Origin of the sequence: Demequina sp. NBRC 110053 (genome assembly GCF_002090095.1) — a bacterium.
Classification (GTDB): Bacteria; Actinomycetota; Actinomycetes; order Actinomycetales; family Demequinaceae; genus Demequina.
Genome location: NZ_BBRJ01000002.1, coordinates 1570638 through 1589082, shown reverse-complemented (window position 1 = coordinate 1589082; position 18445 = coordinate 1570638). Strand labels below are relative to the sequence as shown.

The window sequence follows — 18445 nt, the reverse complement described above, 5'->3', positions numbered from 1 at the left end:
CGCCCGCATGAGCGCACGCGAGCGCCGCGAGCAGCTGCTCACGGTGGCCCGCGCGCTGTTCGCCGAGCGCGGCTTCGAGGGGACGTCGGTCGAGGAGATCGCCGCTCGCGCGGATGTCTCGAAGCCGGTCGTCTACGAGCACTTCGGCGGCAAGGAGGGCGTCTACGCCGTCATCGTGGACCGCGAGGTGCAGGCGCTGCTGGGCGCGCTGTCCGGCGCCCTGTCGGAGCGTGGCCACCCCAAGCAGCTGGTCGAGCGAGCAGCGTTCGCACTCCTCAGCTACATCGAGTCCTCGCCTGACGGGTTCCGCATCCTCGTGCGCGACTCGCCGGTGGCGCAGGCGACGGGCACGTTCTCCTCACTCATCGGCGACGTCGCGACCCAGGTCGAGCACCTGCTCGCCCACCAGTTCTCCAAGCGCGGCCTCGACCCGTCCGCGGCTCCCATCTACTCGCAGATGCTCGTGGGCATGGTCGCGCTCACCGGCCAGCACTGGGCCGAGGTGCGGGAGCCGTCCAAGGAGGAGGTCGCGGCGCACCTGGTCAACCTCGCGTGGAACGGCCTCAGCGACTTCGAGGCGGATCCGGTGCTGCCGTCGCGCGAACCGACCGCGGAATAGCACCGGTTCCGTCGCGCGCATCTGCCGCTCCAGCGCCGATGCGCCCTACAGTGTCAACGACGATCGTCACCGGAGGAGAGGGCATAGCAATGATCAAGGGCTTCAAGGACTTCATCGCTCGCGGCAACGTGGTCGATCTGGCGGTCGCAGTCGTGATCGGCGCCGCGTTCGGCGCGGTGATCACATCGCTCGTCGACAACGTCATCAATCCGATCATCGCAGCGCTGTTCGGGAAGCCAGACCTCTCGGAGGTGCTGGTGTGGACGCTCAACGACGCCGGCACGCCCGACCCCGCCGACGATGCGGTGCTCGCCATCGGCGCCTTCCTCACCGCGATCCTCAACTTCCTCATCATCGCGGCGGCGATCTACTTCCTCGTGGTGATGCCGCTCAACAAGCTCGCCGAGCGACGCAAGAAGGGCGACGAGGTGGTGGAGGAGGCTGGGCCCACGGAGGTCGAGGTCCTCATGGAGATCCGCGACGAGCTCAGGACCCGTCCCCGCCCATAGCGGGCGTGGCCGCCCCCGGCGCGCGTGCGCCGGTCACTCCAGGAAGGGATCGATGATCGCCGCGACGGCCCGTGCGGCCCGGTCGGCGTCCTGGTCGGCGATCGCCTCCACCAGCTCGAGGTGGAGGTCGTGCGCAGCATCGGCGTCCGAGTCCTCGTCGTCACGCATGTGGACCGCGAAGACGTCGAGCATGCCCGCGTAGAGCGTGACGTAGAGCGGGTTGTGCGTCGCATCCACGACGGCGCGATGCAGCGCCAGATCCGCGTTCGCGCGGTCGGCGACATCCTCGCTTCGCCACGCCTCCTGGCGCCGCCCGCACAGCTCCCGCAGGCGCGCCACGTCGTCCACGGATCGTCGTGCGGCGGCGAGCGCGGCCGCGGTGCTGTCGAGGGCGAGGCGGAGCTCCAGGTAGTCACGCCGGCTGCCGCCCGCGAGCTGACGCTCGAGGCTTCCCGTCAGCTCGGAGGTGGAGATCACGAAGGTGCCGCGACCCTGGTCACGGCGCAGCAGCCCCGCGTGCACCAGGGACTGGAGCGCCTCACGGACCGTGTTGCGGCCGATCCCGAACTGTTCCACCAGCTCGGGCTCGGTCGGGATCCGCTCTCCTACGGGCCATCGCCCCGAGAGCACCTCGTCACGGAAGCGTTCCGAGGCCTGGCCCACGAGACCCCACCGGCGCATGGGAGCGCGCGTGCTATCTTGATCGACATTCATCCCATGACCCCATCATTCATCGGCCTTCCGTGGAGTCTAGCGTGACCACTGCCCTTCCCTCCGGTCTTCGAACGCGGCCCCACCGCCTCGCGTGGTGGGCCGGACTTGCCATCACGCTCACCGCGATCAACCTCCGCACCGCGGTCACGGGATTCACGCCGCTCCTGGAGACCATGGGCGCCGACTTGGGCTTCGGCGTCGCGGTCGCCGGTCTGATCGGCACGGTGCCGGCGGCGACCTTCGCGGTGTTCGGGTTCCTCGCGCCGGCCGTCACCCGCTCCTTCGGGCTCGAGCGGACGGCGGCGGTCGCCCTCGCGCTGACCGCACTGTCGCTTGCGCTCCGCGCCTTCTCGCCCACACCCACCGCGCTGGTGGCATCGACGGTGCTGGCCCTCGCGGGCATCGGAGCGGCGAACGTCGTGATCGTCCCTTTGGTCAAGGCGTGGTTCCCCGATCGCCTCGCGCTGTGGACCTCGCTGTACCTGCTGCTCATGCAGACGGGGCAGTTCATCGCCCCGCTGCTCGCGGTCCCCGTGGCCCAGGCCACGTCGTGGCGGTTCTCGGTGGGCGTCTGGGCCGTGCCGGCCGCGGTGACGGCGATCGTGTGGATCGTCGTGGCCGCGGGCTCGCCCAGACGCGACCGCGCAGCCGCTGGAGCTCCGACGGCCACGTCGAGATTCGAGCGCATCCGCGTGAGCCGCTCGGCGACCGTGTGGGGCCTGGTGGGCCTGTTCGCGGTGCTGTCCATCTCGAACTACTCGATCATCACCTGGTTGCCCGCCATCCTGACGGACGCCGGAGGCAGCGCGACGCTGGGCGGCACCATGGTCGCGCTGTACTCGTCGTGGGGCGTGGTCGCCGCTCTGGTGGTCCCGCAGGTCGCCACGAGGATGGCCAACCCCTTCGTGGTCGTCATCGTCTGCACCGTGCTGCTGGTGGCTGGATATCTGGGACTGATCCTCGCGCCTCTCAGCGGCACCGTCCTGTGGGCGTGCCTGCTGGGGATAGGCGTGAGCACGTTCCCCCTGTGCATGACGCTGATCAACCGGAGGACCAGGACTGCGCAGGCGGCCTCCGCGGTGTCGGGGTTCGTCCAGGGCATCGGATACGGACTCGCCTGCCTCGGGCCCATCGGGCTGGGCCTGCTGCGACAGTGGACAGGCTCGTGGACGATCCCGATCCTCGTGCTCGCGGCGACCGTCATCCCGGGCCTGATCGCGGGCCGCTACGCTTGCCGGCCCAGCTTCGTGGAGGACGAGACGGCGACCGCGCCCCCCGACGCACGCTAGCCGACGACCACCGCGCCCGGCGCGGGGCCCGAGGCCGTGACGACCGCATCGGCCGTACCTGAGACGGTCAGGTGCGCCGCCACGGCAAGCGCGTGCTGGCGCGAGCGCGCGAGCGCCGCGACCGTGGGGCCGGAGCCAGACACCATGACGCCCAGCGCCTCCGCCTCGAGCGCCTGCTCCATCACGGCGCGCAGGTGGGGAGCGAGCCGGATCGCGGCAGGCTGCAGGTCGTTGATGAGCACGTCGCCCAGCACCTCGGCGTCACCGGCGCGCAGCGCGACCATCACCTCGTCACAGATCTGCGGCTGCTCGGCGGGCACGTGGCCCCGCTCGATCATGCGGTCGAACTCCGCGTACACCTCGGCCGTCGACAGCCCCTCCGACTGGGTCGCGAGCACCCAGTGGTACTCGCCACGCGTCATCGCCGGCGTGATCTCGTCACCGCGGCCCAGTCCCACAGCCGTGTGGCCATGCAGGATGAACGGCACGTCGGCGCCGAGCGTCGCCGCGACCTCGTCGAGCTGAGCACGCGACGCGCCCAGGTCCCACGCCTCGGCGCACGCGAGCAGCGCAGCGGCGGCGTCCGCACTGCCCCCTGCCATCCCGCCGGCGACGGGCACGCCCTTGACGATCTCGAGGTCCACGCCGTCGGTGACGCCGAACTCCGCGCGCAGCGCCTGCGCCGCCTTCACTGCGATGTTGGTCTCGTCGAGCGGGACGGCGTCGACGTCGACCGTCGCGCCGCGGGCGGCCCGGACGCGCACCGTGATCGCCTCGTCGGCGCGGACCGTCGCCGTGACCGTCTCGTAGAGGTCGACCGCCTGGAAGACCGTCGCGAGCGGGTGATAGCCGTCCTCGCGCACCGGCCCCACCGACAGCTGCAGGTTCACCTTGCCCGGGGCGCGCGCGGTGACGGAGCGGGTCATGCCCCCACTGTGTCAGAAGTGCCCGGGCTGCGGGAGGCCAACGCCTCCGCGATCCGCGCGAACGCGACGATGTCGAGCTGCTCGCCGCGCGTGAGCGGCTCGATCCCGACCGAGCGCAGCGCCTCCTCGGCCCCGGCGCCCGAGCCGGCGATGCCTGACAGCGCCCCGCGCAGGCCCTTGCGCCGCTGGGCGAAGGCGGCGTCGACGACCGCGAACACCTCCTCGCGGCTCGCGGTAGTCTCCGGCGGATCGCGCCGCTCCATCAGGACCAGCGCGCTGTCGACGCGCGGCACCGGCCAGAACACCGCGCGTCCCACGTCACCCGCTCGGCGGGTCGCGCTGTACCACGCCGCCTTCGCTGACGGAATGCCGTAGGTGCGCGAGCCCGGAGGCGCCGCGAGACGATCGGCGACCTCCGCCTGCACCATGACGAGCACCCGCCCGATGGCAGGGAAGGTCTCGAGCAAGTGCAGGATCACGGGAACGGACACGTTGTAGGGCAGGTTCGCGACCAGTGCCGTCGGCTCGCGGTCGAGCCCGGTCACCGTGAGTGCGTCCCGGTGGAGGACGGTCAGGCGGTCCGCCTCATCCGGGGCGCGGGTCGCCACGGTCTGGGACAGCGCCGCCGCGAGGAGCGGGTCGATCTCGACGGCGGTGACGGCCGCACCCGTCTCGAGCAGGGCCAGCGTCAGGGAGCCGAGGCCGGGACCCACCTCGACCACGTGATCGTCGGGTCCGACCCCGGCGATGCGCGCGATCCGCCGCACCGTGCCAGGGTCGACCACGAAGTTCTGGCCCCACTTCTTGTGAGGCGCGGTGCCCAGGGACTCAGCGAGGGTGCGGATGTCCGTGGGACCGAACAGCTCCGCCACGTCGGTCTACCGGCCGCTCAGTACCAGCCGCGGTTGACCGAGTGACCCCAGGCGCCGCACGGGGTGCCGTAGCGGCCCTTGATGTAGTTGAGACCCCACGTGATCTGGGTCGCAGGGTTGGTGCGCCAGTCCGAGCCGACGGACGCCATCTTCGAGCCAGGCAGCGACTGCGGGATGCCGTACGCGCCCGACGACCGGTTGTGCGCGTTGTGGCGCCAGTTGGACTCCTTCGTGAAGAGCGCATTGAGGCACTCCCACTCCGATCCGGTCCAGCCGCGCTGCGCGGCGAGCTCACGACCCAGGGCGCGGTTCGCACCGGCGTTCGACGTCTTCGGGATCACGGGCTCCTTGCGGGCGCCCACGGCGACCACCTCGTCGACGGGCTCGTCGACCACGACGCGGATGCCCGCCTGACGCTCGACCTCCTCGCCGTTCTTGAGGGTCACGGTGTAGCTGACCAGCGCGGTGCCGTCCTCGCCTTCGGTGACGACCTTCTCCGAGCCCTCGTACTCGTCGTAGTCCTTCTCCTCGACCGAGGAGTGCGCGATGGTCTCCTCCTCGGTACGCGTGACCACCTCGAGGTCGGAGGCGCCGGCGTTCACGGCGGCGACCTCGCTCGCGACGGCCAGCTGCGAGTCCTGAGTCGGAGTCTCCTGCGCCCAGGCGTTCACCCCTGCGGAGGCGAACGAGCCGACCGCGAAGGCGCTGAGGGCGATGCCGCCCGCGAACGTCCGTGTGGTGCGCGTGCGGGTCGCGGTGCGCTCGCGCGCGTCCCTACGACCGCCCGGTGCGGCGGCTCTGCGTCGGTAGCTCACTCGGTCAGGTCCTCTCTCGGCGTCCGCCCCGCGCTCCACTTGCGTGGGGCACGGGTGTCCGTAACCGAACTGTTATCTCACACGTCACCCTCAGAAAGCCAGCCGAGATCTCACAGACGATCCGCTGAGGTGCTCGCGCATCGGCAATCTACCAGGGACCATACAGCCTGTGCGAAGTCTCCCACACAGTGGTGCAGAGGTCGACCAGCGGCACGTCGAGCACCCGCGCGAGCTCGCGTGCCGTGCGCGCCGCCTGCGCGGGCCCGTTCGGTGCGCCCCGGTGCGGATGCGGGGTGAGGAAGGGCGCGTCCGTCTCGACCAGCATCTGCGAGAGCGGAGTGACGGCCGCCGCAGCACGGAGGGGATGCGCGTTCTTGAACGTCACCGTTCCGGCGAAGCTCAGGTACCACCCCTGGTGCGCCGCCAGTCGGGCCATCGCCGCGTCGCCGGAGAAGCAGTGGAAGACCGTCGCCTCGGGAGCGCCATCGCGCAGCAGCACGTCGATCACCTCGGCGTGCGCCTCGCGGTCGTGGATCTGGAGCGGCTTGCCGAGCTCCTTGGCGAGCGCGATGTGGTCGCGGAAGGCCGCAATCTGCGCGGCATGCCCCTCGGGTCCCGTGCGGAAGAAGTCGAGGCCGGTCTCGCCCACCACACGGATGCGCTCGCCCCGCGCGAGCGACGCGATCTCCGCGAAGGCGTCGTCGTACTCCCCCGCCGCCGCCAGCGTCGCCGCGTCGTTGGGGTGCAGGGCCACTCCCCCGAGCATGGAGGGAAAGCGTGCGACCGCATCGGCCGTCCACCTCGCCGACTCGACGTCGCAGCCGATCTGGACCACGCGCGTCACGCCGGCCGCGGAGGCCTCGGCGAGCCGATCCTCGACGGAGCGCGGCGCGGCACCTTCCGACCCGTCGCCCGCGGGGTACTCCAGATGACAGTGGTTGTCGACGATGGGCGCTGGCAGCGCCTCGGGCGTCGGCGGCCACTGGCCCGAGCGCGCCACCCTCACGCAGCTCCTGTCACTCGTCGCCCGTGCGCATGCGCTCAAGCTCGGACTCCACGATCTCGTCGTCGAGCTTGACGAACGCCGGCTCGGGCTTGCCGATGGGCGTGCCCGGCACCACCTGCCGCCTGCCCCAGGTGCCGTGCGCAGCAGAGTAGTCACCCTGGATCACGGGGTAGTGCCGGTCGGGCAGGTCGAGGTCCTCGACCTCGTTCATGACGGGCATGGGCGCGAAGGTGCCCTCGCCGCCCAGCACCTCGTGCACCTTCTGGGCGCTGTGCGGCAGGAAGGGAGCGAGCATCGTGTTGGCGTCGGTCACGAGCTGCGCCGCGACGCCCAGGACGGTGCGCATGCGCTCGGGATCCTCGTTCTTGAGCTTCCACGGGGCCGTGTCCGCGAGGTACTTGTTGGCGTCGCCCACCACGCGCATGGCCTCGTTGACCGCGGCGCGCTGGCGCTGGCCGCGGATGAGGTCGCCCACCGCGCCGAAGGCCTTCTCCGATCCAGCGAGCGCCGCCCGGTCGACGTCCTGGAGGTCCGTCAGCTCGGGGATCGAGCCCACGTTCTTGTGCAGCAGCGACGCGGTGCGGTTGACGAGGTTGCCCCAGCCGGCGACCAGCTCGTCATTGGTGCGGCGCTTGAACTCCGACCAGGTGAAGTCGGCGTCGGATGACTCGGGTCCGGCGACCGCGATGAAGTAGCGCAACGCGTCGGGCTGGTAGCGGCTGAGCATGTCGCGCACGTAGATGACGTGGCCGCGGCTCGAGGAGAACTTGCTGGACTCCATGGTGAGGAACTCGCTCGACACCACCTCGGTGGGCAGCTGCAGGTCGCCGAACTCGGAGAGGTTGCCGCCCTTCGCTCCCCGGCCGTTCGCGGCGAGCAGCTCACCGGGCCAGATCTGCGAGTGGAAGGTGATGTTGTCCTTGCCCATGAAGTAGTAGGACAGCGCCTCCGGGTCGTTCCACCACTGGCGCCAGGCGTCCGGATCGCCCTCGCGGCGTGCCCACTCGATGGACGCGGACAGGTAGCCGATGACCGCGTCGAACCACACGTACAGGCGCTTGCTCGGGTTGTCGGACCACCCGTCGAGCGGCACCGGGATGCCCCAGTCGATGTCGCGCGTCATCGCGCGCGGGCGCACGTCGTTCAGCAGGTTGAGCGAGAAGTTCAGCACATTGGGCCGCCAGCCGTGGCGCGCCCCGAGCCACTCGGAGAGCGGCCCCACGAGCGCGGGCAGGTCGAGGAAGAAGTGCTCGGTCTCGATGAACCTGGGCGTCTCGCCGTTGATGCGGCTCACCGGGTTCTTGAGGTCGATGGCGTCGAGCTGGTTGCCGCAGCTGTCGCACTGATCGCCGCGGGCGCCGTCGTAGCCGCAGATGGGACACGTGCCCTCGATGTATCGGTCGGGCAGGGTGCGCCCCGTCGATGGGGAGATGGCGCCGCGGGTGGTCTGCTCGATCATGTAGCCGTTGGCGTGGACGGCCTTGAACATGGCCTGGGCGACCTTGTAGTGGTTGCCGGTGGTGGTGCGCGTGAACAGGTCGTAGGACAGGCCCAGCGACACGAGGTCCTCGACGATCACCCTGTTGTAGCGATCCGCGAGCTCCTGCGCGCTGACGCCCTCGCCCTCGGCCTGCACCAGGATGGGCGTGCCGTGCTCGTCGGTGCCCGACACCATCAGGACGTCCTCGCCCGCCATCCGCATGTACCGGCTGAACACGTCCGATGGCACGCCGAAACCGGCCACGTGGCCGATGTGACGGGGCCCGTTGGCGTACGGCCAGGCGACAGCGGAGAGGATGCGAGACATGGCGACCATCCTAGTGACCGCAGGCGGTGCCGCTGATGCGGGCGCCGGCGGGCTTGGGCAGGCTCAGAAACCTGTGCCGCTCAGTCGTAGTCGGGTGCTGCCGGCAGGCCGAAGGCCTCCTCGAGCGTCGCGATCGACTGGTCGTGAAGGTAGGTGGCGAGCTCGACGCCCACGTAGCGCACGTGCCACGGCTCATAGCGATAGCCGGTGACGTCCGTCGATCCCTCGGGGTAGGTCAGGTGGAAGCCGAACTCGTGCGCGTGCTCCGCCACCCATCGCCCCGCGGGCTCGTCTCCGAAGCATGGCTTCAGTCGGCACGCGCTCGACTGATAGATGTCGGCGGCGAGGCCCGTCTGGTGCTCCGAGTAGCCGGGTCGTGCGGAGAACGTGTCCGCGCGCTCCGTGCCCCAGGTGCCCACGTATCGCGAGTACAGTCCCTGCTGCACGCCGTGGCTGCGGTAGGCCGTGCCGATCGAGAAGCCGGCCCCCGCATCGGCCGCCGCGTCGCGCATGGCGATCATCGCCGTCGCCGCCTCGGGCGTCATCCGGCCACCGCCAGGGACGGGATCGAGCTCGGGCGGCGCCCACCCGAGCGGATCGATCGGGCGGCGCTTGTTGACGACGACCCATATGGATGCGGGGTCGTCGAGCGAGTGCGCGTCGAGATCGACGCTCGGGGACACGGACACGCGCGGCTCGGGCGCGGCGGCGCTCGACGAGTCCAGAGACGGGGCGGTGATGGGCGCCGTCGTGTTCGCCGCGGTGGTGGCGGGGGCGTCCGCGGCGGCGTCGGTGGGCGCGCCCGTCGCGGCTCCATCGCCAGCCTCGCCCGCGACGGCGCCAGCCGTGACGGTCACGGTGGGAGCCGGCGGCCCCGGCGCACTCCGCTCGGCAGGGCTGCCGAGCCACAGCGCGCCGGCGACGCCGAGCGCGCCGCCGAACGTGAACAGTGCCACCACCGCGGTGGCGACGAGCGCCAGGCGCCTGCGCCGAGCACCGGTCGGCCCGCCGTCATCGTGCTCGTGCGCGCCGCTCATGCCAGTGCCCCGCGAGCACCCCGTGCCCGGGCGGACGCGCCGCCGCCGTGCCCCACTAGCGCTCGCCTCGCGCCTGCAGCACGCGGGCGTAGAGGTCGCGCCGCGAGACGCCCGAGGTCTGCGAGAGGTCCGCGACGGCATCCTTCGCCCGCTCGCCGCCGTCGACCCTCGCGAGAACCTCCTCGACCAGCGCCTCCATCGAGGGCGCCTGCGCGGGCCTGCCCGCAATGCACACCACGATCTCGCCGCGCGGTTCGGACTGGCGAGCCCAGGCCGCGAGCTCTCCGAGCGTGCCGCGCCTGGTCTCCTCGTATGTCTTGGTGAGCTCACGACTCACGGACGCTCGCCGGTCCGGTCCCCATGACGCGACCATCGCCGCGAGCGTGTCGACGAGCCGGTGCGGGGCCTCGAAGAACACCATGGTCCGCGCCTCCGCGGCGAGCGCAGCGAAGGCTCGCTGCCGCTCGCCGGCCTTGCGCGGGGCGAACCCTTCGAAGCAGAAGCGGTCGGTGGGCAGTCCAGAGAGAGCGAGCGCGGCGAGCACCGCGCTCGGGCCGGGCAGGACCGTCACGTCGACGCCGGCGGCGGTCGCGGCCTCCACGAGTCGGAAGCCTGGGTCGGACACCGTGGGCATGCCGGCATCGGAGACGAGCACGACCGTCGCCCCTGCCGAGGCGCGCTCCACCAGCGCGGCCGCGCGGTCCGCCTCGTTGTGGTCGTGGACTGCGATGAGGTCTCCGGCGATCTCCGCGCCGATGCGACGCGCGAGATCGCGCGCGCGCCGGGTATCCTCGGCAGCGACCACGTCGGCGCTGGCGAGGGCCTCGCGCAGTCGCTCGGAGGCGTCGGCGGCGTTGCCGATGGGCGTCGCCGCCAGCACGATGCGTCCGGTCATGACTCCAGCGTCCCACAGCGCACCGGCGCCGAGCGTCACGTCGCTTCGAGCGCCACAGGTGCCTCCCACGCAACAATCGAGCGCACAATGGGTCCTTCTCGCCGCTTTCCTGTTCCGGAACCCCCCACGCGTGCGCGCGATCGCTGTCATCCTTGACCCGAAGGAGGTGCCATGACCGTTCCCGCGCGCCACCCCAGCCCCCTGTCGGTCCTCATGTGCCGCCCCACCCACTTCACGGTGTCCTACAGCATCAACCCGTGGATGGATCCCGCGACCCCGACCGACACCGCCCGCGCGATCGCCCAGTGGGATGCGCTCGTCGCCACCTACCGGTCGCTCGGCTTCTCGGTGTCCTTCATCGAGCCCGTGCCCGGACTGCCGGACATGGTGTTCGCGGCGAACGGGGGGCTGGTGGTCGACGGACTCGCGTACACGGCGAGCTTCCGTCACGCGCAGCGCCAGCCCGAGGCGGACGCCTACGCGGACTGGTTCGCGACGGCGGGGCTCGAGGTCGCGCGCGCGGCGTGCGTCAACGAGGGCGAGGGCGACTTCCTGGTGGTCGGCGACGCGATCCTCGCCGGCACCGGCTTCCGCTCGACGCCAGGGTCGCATGACGAGCTCAGCGAGCTGATCGACATGGAGGTCGTGCCGCTCACGCTCGTGCGCGACGACTACTACCACCTCGACACCGCCATCGCCGTGCTCGATGCCCGCCCCGGCCACGAGCAGGTGGCCTTCCTGGCGAGTGCGTTCGACGCGGCAAGCCTCGCGGAGCTGCGCCGTCGATACCCCGATGCGATCGAGGTGTCGGAGGAGGACGCCGCGGTCTTCGGCCTCAATGCCGTGTCCGACGGCCTCCACGTGGTGACGGCCGCGCAGGCGACGCGCTTCCACGCCCAGCTCGCGGCCCATGGCTTCGTCCCCGTGGGCGTGGATCTCAGCGAGCTGCGCCTCGCCGGCGGTGGCGTCAAGTGCTGCACGCTCGAGGTGCGGCCCGCGCGGGCGGCACGCGAGGCCGTCGCCTGACCCAGCCGGCGCATCGGCGCTGCGGCCCCATTCGGCGCAGCGCCCTGACGGCACGAACCCCCGCCGCGCGCGACACCCTGGCCCGGCATCGTGCGCAGGGCGGCCACAACTAGGCTGACGCCTGTGATCGTCGAGACCGCGTACCGCTGGCGCGTCGCGCTGATGGCCGTAAGTGTCGCGGCTCTCGCGGCGCTGCTGCGCTTCGCCAACCTCGGGTCGCCGCAGGCGCTCGTCTTCGACGAGGTGTTCTACGCGCGCGGCGCCTACTCGCTGCTCACCCAGGGCTTCGAAGGCGAGTGGGGCGGCGAGAACCAGGACTTCGCATCGGGCGACGTCTCGCAGCTGTCGACCGACGGCGACTATGTCGTCCACCCCATGGTCGGCAAGCTGCTCATCGCCCTCGGCATGCAGATGTTCGGGCCCACGCCGTTCGGCTGGCGATTCATGGGCGCGCTGCTGGGCGTCATCACCGTCGTGATGGTCGCGTTCATCGCGCGCCACCTGCTGCGGTCCACGCTGTGGGGGACCGTGGCGGGCGTGCTGCTCGCGGTCGACGGCGCGCACATCGTGCTGTCACGCACGGCGCTGCTCGACATCTACCTCACGTTCTTCGTGGTCGCAGGCTTCGCCCTGCTGCTGGTCGATCGCGCGCGCACGCGGCGGCGCCTCCTCAGCGCCGATGCGGTGGTCACGGGCCTCGGCCCGCGGACGGGGGTCAGGTGGTGGCGGCTCGCGGCGATCGTCTCCTTCGGGCTCGCGACCGGGGTGAAGTGGTCGGGCCTGTGGTTCGCGGCCGCGTTCCTGCTGCTGTCGGTCATCTGGGATTGGGCGGACCGTCGCGAGGCGGGCGCCGAGCGATGGTTCGCCGGCGGCCTGGTGCGCGGCGTCGCAGCCTTCGTCGCCACGCTGGTCCTGCTGCCGCTGACGTACCTCGCGACGTGGATTCCCTGGTTCCGGTCCCCCGACGGCTATGGCAGGGACTGGGCGGCGGAGCACCCCGGCGAGGGCGTCACGTGGCTGCCCGACGGCCTCAACTCGCTGCTGCACTACCACCAGACCGCGTACGAGTTCCATCGCACCCTGGACAGCCCGCACAACTACGAGTCGAACCCGTGGCTGTGGATCATCCAGTACCGACCCACGGCCTTCTACTTCGAGGACGTCGTCGACGTCGACTGCGGCGCCGACCGCTGCGTGAGCGCCATCCACGCGATCGGCAACCCCCTCATCTGGTGGGCGGGCGCCATCGTCCTGGCGTACGCGCTGTGGCGGATCGTGGTGCGCCGCGACCTGCTCGCGCTGACCGTCGCCACCGGCGTGCTCGCCGCGTGGCTGCCCTGGCTGCCGTACGCTCACCGCACGATCTTCACGTTCTACACCGTCGCGATGGCGCCGTTCCTCGTGCTGGTGCTGGTGTGGGGGCTCAGCCGCCTCGCGCAGCCCGCGCGCCTGGCGGGACGCTGGTGGCCGCCGGGCGCAATAGCCGCCGCGGTGTTCGTCTCCGCGACCATCGTCGTGGCGGGCTTCTTCGCGCCCATCTGGATAGGCGATCCCATCCCCTTCGGGTACTGGCAGCTGCACATGTGGCTGCCCAGCTGGGTCTGACTCGGCGCAGCCGAGGTCGCACCCGCGCGCGTGGCTGGCCCGCGCATCGGCGCCGTCCCTGGCACGATGACACCATGTCCGATGCACAGCCGCCCGCACAGCCGCCCACGGAGGTGAGGCACGCGGTCATCGCCGCCGAGGCGGACGAGGGCGACGCTCCAGCGCCGCCGGCGTGGCTGAACCGGTGGGTGTGGACCGTCCTATGGAAGGTCGTCGCGGTCGGTGTGCTCGTCACGGTCGGCGTGTTCGTCGTCATCGACCTACGGAGCCTGATCTCGACGCTGGTCATCTCGCTGTTCTTCGCGCTCGCGATCATCCCGGGCGTCGAGGCCCTCAACCGTCGCTTCGGCATGCGCCGCGGCGCCGCCGTGGGAATCATCTACCTCGCGGCGCTCGCATTCCTGATCTTCATGGTCTCCGTGCTCATCCCCGCGATCGTGGAGTTCGCCGCGGCCGTCAGCTCGAACGTGGCGGGCTGGTACGAGCAGCTCGACGGCTGGCTCGCGTCCCAGACGGGGGGTGAGGTCATCGACTCGGAGGCCGCGGCCAGCGGTACCGAGGCGCTGCTGCACGCCGTCCAGCAGTGGGGCGACAATCTCTTCGGGCTTCTCACCTCGGGGCTCGGGATCGCGTTCGACCTGCTCACCATCGCGATGTTCACCTTCTACTTCGCGGCCGACTTCCCGCGCCTCACGCGCGCCATCATGCGGCGCATGCCGCCTGAGCGCCAGAAGGTCGCCGCCTGGGTGCTGCGCACGTCGATCGAGCAGACCGGCGGCTACTTCTACTCGCGCCTGCTGCTCATGATCGTGTGCGGCGGCTCCGGCTTCGTGGTCATGCTGATCGTGGGCCTGCCCATGGTCTACGCGCTGCCGCTGGGGCTGTTCATGGGCTTCGTGTCCGTGTTCATCCCGTTCATCGGCACGTACATCGGCGCCGCGATCCCGATCCTCGTGGTGATCGCGGTGCAGGGCCTGGTGCCGGGGCTGGTGCTACTGGGCTGGGTGCTGGTGTACCAGCAGATCGAGAACTACCTGCTCAGCCCGCGACTGTCATCGAAGACGATGGAGCTCAATGGCGCCGTCGCATTCGGCGGCGCCATGGCCGGCGGCGCGGTCGCTGGGCCGATGGGCGCGTTCATGGCCCTGCCCGTCGCCGCGCTCATCACGTCGATCGCGAAGAACACGGGCAGGACGTACGAGGTGCTCGAGGACGCCGACGGCGACGGTCTGCCCGGCCACGCGCCGGAGAAGACCTCTCCCCCAGAGGACGCTCGCCCTTAGCCGCGAACCTTGGCGCGCCCGAGGCCCCGCTCGTGGCACCCCCGCCGGTGGCGCCACCGGCGTGTCGACCCTGACGTGGTTCGGGCTGTCCAAGTGCTGGCACGTTCGGGGGGCCGATGCGCGGGCACGGTCGAGCGCTCGTGCAGCAGCCCTCCGTGCGTGCACGCCAACACACGGCTGGGACAGGAGTGACTCGAGAGGACCGTGTGCCGTCCCATCCGTCCCTCGCGTCCCACCAGTCGCACGCGTGTGGTGAGCGGCTCGCCTCGGCGCGCGCACGCCACAAGCGGCGAACGCCGGTCACCCTTGGCGGGGTGACCGGCGCTCGACCGAGTGCTTCAGGGGGGCGTCAGATCGCGCCCAGGATGTCGACCACGAACACGAGCGTCGAGTCGCCGGGGATGCTCTCGCCCTGGCCGGCCTCGCCGTAGCCCAGGTCCGGCGGGATCACCAGCAGCACCCGCGAGCCGACCGTCTGCCCGGCCAGTCCCTGGGTCCACCCGGGGATCACGCCCTGCAGCGAGAAGGAGGTGGGAGCGCCGCGGTCCCACGATGAGTCGAACTGCTCGCCATCCCACACCCAGCCGGTGTAGTGCGCGAGCACGGTGTCGGTCTCCTCGACCACCGCGCCCTCACCCTCGACCAAGGGCTGGATCACGAGCTCGTCCGGCTTCTCGGCGCCCTCGAAGGACACGGCCGGGATCCCATCCTCGCCGAACGTGATGGTCGGGACGCCGGCCTCGGGTTCGACCTCAGCGCCGGCCACCTCGTCGAGGGGCGCCACGACCTCCGTGACCGTCATCGCCATGTACGTGGTCGACTCGTCGGCGGAGGTGGCCTCCGGGTTCACGCTCGCGTAGATGAGCTCGCCGCCCTCGCCTGTGGACAGGAGCGCGTTCCACAGCTCGGGGTCGAACGTGTCCTCCTGGAGGAGGATCGCCTCGGGTGCGCCGGCCGTGTAGGTCGAGTACAGGACGCTGCCGTCCGACCCGTTCACCATCGTGTAGTCGAGCGCGACCAGCTGGCCGGCGGCGACGGGGTCGCCCTCGCCCGGATCCTTGACCAGGGTGGCGACGGCGCTCACCGAGCTGGGCGACTCGAACTCGAGGGTGGGATTGCCCTCGGCGTCCTCGGTCCAGGTGAGGCCCTCGAGGATCGCGATGTCCTCAGGCGCTCCGAAGCCGTCGCCGGAGGCGTTGGTGCTGGCGTCCGCGGACGGCTGCTGGGACTCGCCGCCATCCTGCGGATCGTCGCCGCCGCTCGCGCAGCCGGCGAGGACCAGGACGGCCGCGGCGGAGGCCGCAGCCCAGGGCAGGTGCTTGTTCACAGGAAAGGGCTCCTTGCGTAGTTCAGGTGGCGCAGGCCGTTCACCAGGCGCGCGAGAGCGGCCGCGCGGGCCGCTGGGGCACCTCGACAACCGATGGGAACGGTGAATGGTTCCCGACCCGCGGCCGTCGTGGCTGTTCCGTGACCTTACCGCGAACCGCCGTCGAGCGGGTCAGCCGCGTGCGGGCCGAAGAGTCGTGACAGGACGATCGCGGACCGCGTGGAGTCGACCTGGGGCGCGAGTCGGACCCGCTCGAGCGCGATCTCGAGCGCCGGTGGGCTGACCGCGCGGATGCGCACGATCGCGTCTGCGCTGCCGGTCACGGTGAACGCCTCGTCGACGTCGGGGATCTGGCTGAGGATGCGGGTGAGCTCGGCAGGGGCGACGGTGCCGCGGCAGAACAGCTCGACGTACGCCTCGGTCGAGCGCCCTTCGATCTCTGGGTCGATGAGCGCCGTGAAGCCCTGGATGACGCCGTCGGCGACCAGTCGGTCGACACGCCGCTTGACCGCCGAGGGCGAGAGGCCCACCTCGTCCCCCATCTGGGCGAAGCTCGCGCGGCCGTCGGCTCGCAGCATGGCCAGTATTCGCCGGTCAAGGGCGTCGACGCTCATCTTCTCCCCAAGAGTTGCGCGTAGCCGCACGAATCATGCGATTGGGCATGAGACTACGCAAGGAACCCCTCCTTCTGTCAAGAAATCCTCACCTCCACTTTGCGAGACTGGCAGGGTCCTCGCGGCAGGCGCGCGGCATGGAGCTCAGGTGGAGGCGGCACATGGTGCAGTTCGTGGGAGTGCCGCAGATGCGGCGGTGGATCGCGACCGTCGGAGCCGAGCCCATCGTCGCGGCAATGATGGACGCGGTCGAGGAGGACCTGCGCCACTGGCGTCGGTTCGACAAGACGGCTCGCATCGCCTCGCACTCCCCTGTGGGCGTCATCGAGCTCATGCCCACCTCGGACGGCGCGCAGTACGCCTTCAAGTACGTCAATGGCCATCCCTCCAACCCGTCGCGCGGGCTGCAGACCGTGACGGCGTTCGGCGTGCTCGCCGACGTGTCCAGCGGCTACCCCGTGCTGATGGCCGAGATGACGCTGCTCACCGCCCTGCGCACCGCGGCGACCTCGGGAGTGGCGGCGCGCGCGCTGGCGCGTCCCGGCTCCACTCACCTCGCCCTCATCGGCGCCGGCAGCCAGGCGGAGTTCCAGGCGCTCGGCATGCGGGCCGCCGTGGGCATCGAGTCCGTCGCCGTCTGGGACACCGATCCGGCCGCTCTCGACAAGTTCGAGCGCAACATGCGGGGCTCTGGCCTGCGCGTGCGCCGCGCGTCGTCGGCAGCGGACGCCGTCGCCGGCGCCGACGTGATCACGACGTGCACCGCCGACAAGACCAATGCCACGGTCCTGACGGCGGACATGATCGAGCCTGGCGTCCACGTCAACGCCATCGGCGGCGACTGCCCCGGCAAGACGGAGCTGGAGGCGGCGATCCTGACGCAGGCGGACGTGGTCGCGATCGAGTTCGAGCCGCAGACGCGCATCGAGGGCGAGATCCAGCAGATGCCGGCCAACTTCCCGGTCACGGCGCTGTGGGACGTGCTCAACCGCGAGGCGCCGGGGCGCACGGCCGATGCGCAGATCACCGTCTTCGACTCGGTGGGCTTCGCGATGGAGGACTTCTCCGCGCTGCGATTCCTGCTCGCGTCCGTGCACGGCACGGACTTCGTCGAGGAGATCGACCTCATCGCGGATCCGGCTGACCCCAAGGACCTGTTCGGTCTCACCGTCACGGAGCACGCACGGGCCTGAGCCTCGCCCACCCGGCGGCGATCGCCCAGAACAGCACGTCCACAGCTGCGGACCACACGCGGCTGAGCAGCACCACGAGCGCCGCGGTGGGCGCGGGCAGGATCAGCAGCAGCAGCACCAGCTGGGTCGCGTCCCTGGTCCCCAGGCCGCTCGGAACCAAGGGCGTCAGGATTCCGACGACGCCCGCGAAGCCGAACGCGCCCACGGCGAACAGCAGGTCGCGGCCGACGGCGTCCGGCACCACGGAGCGCATGAGCAGCGCATACGCCAGCCCCGACAGCAGAGCTCCGCCGCCGTAGAGCAGCACCGCGTCGCGCACGACGGGCCACCCCACCGGCACGGCGGCCCCGCGCCGCAGCAGCCTGAAGCCCAGCACCAGAAGGCGATTGAAGACCGGCGGGGCCATCGCGACGAACGCGGCCACCGCGCCTGCGGCCACCAGCACCCGAAGCGTCGGTGAGATCTCGCCCAGGCGCGGATCCGTCGCCAGCAGCGTGAGCGAAACCGCACCGACCGCGACCACCTGCGCCGCCGACTCGACCAGCGTCGACACGGCGAGGCGGGACTTCGAGATGCCCTGCTCGGCAGCCAGGTAGATCTTGCCGGCGATCCACGGCAGCGTGCCGGGGATGTAGCGCGCGAGCCACGCCCGCGCGTAGACGTCGGCGAGCACGCGCATGGGAGGCATGCGGCGCGCGCCGAGCCGGACGAGGACGACGCGCCACACCACGACGCCCAGGTAGCGGAAGGCGATCGCCACGGCCGTGGCTGCGACGACCCATGCCCAGCCGAGGTCGATCCCCTGGAGCGCCTGCCAGTCGACCGTCCACGCGAACCAGGCGAACGCCGCCACGATCGCCGCGTAAAACGCCCACGTCGCACCGGTGCGCCACCGGGAGCGTGTTGGC

18 protein-coding genes are annotated in these 18445 nt (G+C 71.1%); 7 read left to right on the top strand and 11 right to left on the bottom strand.

The window, feature by feature from the left end; all coding sequences use genetic code 11:
* Positions 1-7 precede the first annotated feature (7 nt).
* Both B7K22_RS07500 and mscL read left to right on the top strand, forming a co-directional pair.
* The gene (locus B7K22_RS07500) at positions 8-619 is read left to right on the top strand and encodes a TetR/AcrR family transcriptional regulator (protein WP_084039316.1); all 612 of its coding nucleotides are present in this window, start codon (positions 8-10) and stop codon (positions 617-619) included.
* Between the two features lie 89 nt (positions 620-708).
* Positions 709-1128 carry a large conductance mechanosensitive channel protein MscL gene (gene mscL, locus B7K22_RS07495; RefSeq protein WP_084039315.1) on the top strand — a complete coding sequence of 140 codons (420 nt, stop codon included), beginning with the start codon at positions 709-711 and terminating at the stop codon, positions 1126-1128.
* Positions 1129-1161: 33 nt separating this feature from the next.
* Here mscL and B7K22_RS07490 read toward each other — a convergent pair whose 3' ends face one another.
* Entirely contained in the window at positions 1162-1809 is a 648-nt protein-coding gene (locus B7K22_RS07490; RefSeq protein WP_200807373.1) for a FadR/GntR family transcriptional regulator, read from the bottom strand.
* 74 nt (positions 1810-1883) lie between these two features.
* Here B7K22_RS07490 and B7K22_RS07485 point away from each other — a divergent pair, with 74 nt between their 5' ends.
* Positions 1884-3131 carry an MFS transporter gene (locus tag B7K22_RS07485; RefSeq protein WP_159448807.1) on the top strand — a complete coding sequence of 416 codons (1248 nt, stop codon included), beginning with the start codon at positions 1884-1886 and terminating at the stop codon, positions 3129-3131.
* On the opposite strand, the gene B7K22_RS07480 is transcribed toward B7K22_RS07485, so the two are convergent.
* The 7 genes from B7K22_RS07480 to rsmI all read right to left on the bottom strand — a co-directional run bounded on the left by B7K22_RS07480 (position 3128) and on the right by rsmI (position 10489).
* Positions 3128-4057, bottom strand: a complete 930-nt coding sequence (locus B7K22_RS07480) for a 4-(cytidine 5'-diphospho)-2-C-methyl-D-erythritol kinase (RefSeq protein WP_084039313.1) — start codon at positions 4055-4057, stop codon at positions 3128-3130. The two genes, B7K22_RS07485 and B7K22_RS07480, sit on opposite strands and share 4 nt — an antisense overlap.
* Entirely contained in the window at positions 4054-4929 is an 876-nt protein-coding gene (gene rsmA / locus B7K22_RS07475) for a 16S rRNA (adenine(1518)-N(6)/adenine(1519)-N(6))-dimethyltransferase RsmA (protein WP_084039312.1), read from the bottom strand. The genes B7K22_RS07480 and rsmA overlap by 4 nt, the downstream gene beginning before the upstream one ends.
* 17 nt (positions 4930-4946) lie before the next feature.
* Complete coding sequence (locus B7K22_RS07470) at positions 4947-5744, bottom strand: G5 domain-containing protein (protein ID WP_371327660.1); 798 nt, start codon at positions 5742-5744, stop codon at positions 4947-4949.
* Positions 5745-5892: 148 nt separating this feature from the next.
* Positions 5893-6750: a TatD family hydrolase gene (locus tag B7K22_RS07465; protein ID WP_371327659.1), complete on the bottom strand. Its 858-nt coding sequence runs from the start codon at positions 6748-6750 to the stop codon at positions 5893-5895.
* A 10-nt stretch (positions 6751-6760) separates the two neighbouring features.
* Entirely contained in the window at positions 6761-8557 is a 1797-nt protein-coding gene (metG, locus tag B7K22_RS07460; RefSeq protein WP_084039309.1) for a methionine--tRNA ligase, read from the bottom strand.
* A gap of 80 nt (positions 8558-8637) precedes the next feature.
* Positions 8638-9594, bottom strand: coding sequence for a M15 family metallopeptidase (locus tag B7K22_RS07455; RefSeq protein ID WP_084039308.1), 957 nt, complete (start codon positions 9592-9594; stop codon positions 8638-8640).
* Between the two features lie 55 nt (positions 9595-9649).
* Positions 9650-10489, bottom strand: coding sequence for a 16S rRNA (cytidine(1402)-2'-O)-methyltransferase (rsmI, locus tag B7K22_RS07450; protein WP_084039868.1), 840 nt, complete (start codon positions 10487-10489; stop codon positions 9650-9652).
* A 171-nt stretch (positions 10490-10660) separates the two neighbouring features.
* Between rsmI and ddaH the strand changes: the two genes are divergently transcribed.
* The 3 genes from ddaH to B7K22_RS07435 all read left to right on the top strand — a co-directional run bounded on the left by ddaH (position 10661) and on the right by B7K22_RS07435 (position 14403).
* On the top strand, positions 10661-11515 hold the full coding sequence (ddaH, locus tag B7K22_RS07445) for a dimethylargininase (protein WP_084039307.1): 855 nt from the start codon (positions 10661-10663) through the stop codon (positions 11513-11515).
* Positions 11516-11638: 123 nt separating this feature from the next.
* Positions 11639-13120 (top strand): dolichyl-phosphate-mannose--protein mannosyltransferase, encoded by a 1482-nt coding sequence (locus B7K22_RS07440; protein ID WP_084039306.1) that lies wholly within the window; start codon positions 11639-11641, stop codon positions 13118-13120.
* Positions 13121-13194: 74 nt separating this feature from the next.
* Complete coding sequence (locus B7K22_RS07435) at positions 13195-14403, top strand: AI-2E family transporter (protein ID WP_084039305.1); 1209 nt, start codon at positions 13195-13197, stop codon at positions 14401-14403.
* A gap of 349 nt (positions 14404-14752) precedes the next feature.
* Here B7K22_RS07435 and B7K22_RS07430 read toward each other — a convergent pair whose 3' ends face one another.
* Positions 14753-15730, bottom strand: coding sequence for an FKBP-type peptidyl-prolyl cis-trans isomerase (locus tag B7K22_RS07430; RefSeq protein WP_084039304.1), 978 nt, complete (start codon positions 15728-15730; stop codon positions 14753-14755).
* A gap of 146 nt (positions 15731-15876) precedes the next feature.
* Positions 15877-16344 carry an Lrp/AsnC family transcriptional regulator gene (locus B7K22_RS07425; RefSeq protein WP_084039303.1) on the bottom strand — a complete coding sequence of 156 codons (468 nt, stop codon included), beginning with the start codon at positions 16342-16344 and terminating at the stop codon, positions 15877-15879.
* A gap of 161 nt (positions 16345-16505) precedes the next feature.
* Between B7K22_RS07425 and B7K22_RS07420 the strand changes: the two genes are divergently transcribed.
* Complete coding sequence (locus B7K22_RS07420; protein WP_084039302.1) at positions 16506-17537, top strand: ornithine cyclodeaminase; 1032 nt, start codon at positions 16506-16508, stop codon at positions 17535-17537.
* Here B7K22_RS07420 and B7K22_RS07415 read toward each other — a convergent pair.
* Positions 17515-18390, bottom strand: a complete 876-nt coding sequence (locus B7K22_RS07415) for a lysylphosphatidylglycerol synthase domain-containing protein (protein WP_084039301.1) — start codon at positions 18388-18390, stop codon at positions 17515-17517. The genes B7K22_RS07420 and B7K22_RS07415 overlap by 23 nt on opposite strands.
* Between the last annotated feature and the right edge of the window lie 55 nt (positions 18391-18445).

Excerpts from the sequence above, each read along its gene's own strand:
- mscL (WP_084039315.1), top strand. The coding sequence starts at position 709 with ATGATCAAGGGCTTCAAGGACTTCATCGCTCGCGGCAACGTGGTCGAT.
- B7K22_RS07490 (WP_200807373.1), bottom strand. The coding sequence starts at position 1,809 with ATGCGCCGGTGGGGTCTCGTGGGCCAGGCCTCGGAACGCTTCCGTGAC.
- B7K22_RS07500 (WP_084039316.1), top strand. The coding sequence starts at position 8 with ATGAGCGCACGCGAGCGCCGCGAGCAGCTGCTCACGGTGGCCCGCGCG.
- ddaH (WP_084039307.1), top strand. The coding sequence starts at position 10,661 with ATGACCGTTCCCGCGCGCCACCCCAGCCCCCTGTCGGTCCTCATGTGC.
- B7K22_RS07425 (WP_084039303.1), bottom strand. The coding sequence starts at position 16,344 with ATGAGCGTCGACGCCCTTGACCGGCGAATACTGGCCATGCTGCGAGCC.
- B7K22_RS07420 (WP_084039302.1), top strand. The coding sequence starts at position 16,506 with ATGGTGCAGTTCGTGGGAGTGCCGCAGATGCGGCGGTGGATCGCGACC.
- B7K22_RS07480 (WP_084039313.1), bottom strand. The coding sequence starts at position 4,057 with ATGACCCGCTCCGTCACCGCGCGCGCCCCGGGCAAGGTGAACCTGCAG.
- B7K22_RS07435 (WP_084039305.1), top strand. The coding sequence starts at position 13,195 with ATGTCCGATGCACAGCCGCCCGCACAGCCGCCCACGGAGGTGAGGCAC.
- rsmI (WP_084039868.1), bottom strand. The coding sequence starts at position 10,489 with ATGACCGGACGCATCGTGCTGGCGGCGACGCCCATCGGCAACGCCGCC.
- metG (WP_084039309.1), bottom strand. The coding sequence starts at position 8,557 with ATGTCTCGCATCCTCTCCGCTGTCGCCTGGCCGTACGCCAACGGGCCC.
- B7K22_RS07455 (WP_084039308.1), bottom strand. The coding sequence starts at position 9,594 with ATGAGCGGCGCGCACGAGCACGATGACGGCGGGCCGACCGGTGCTCGG.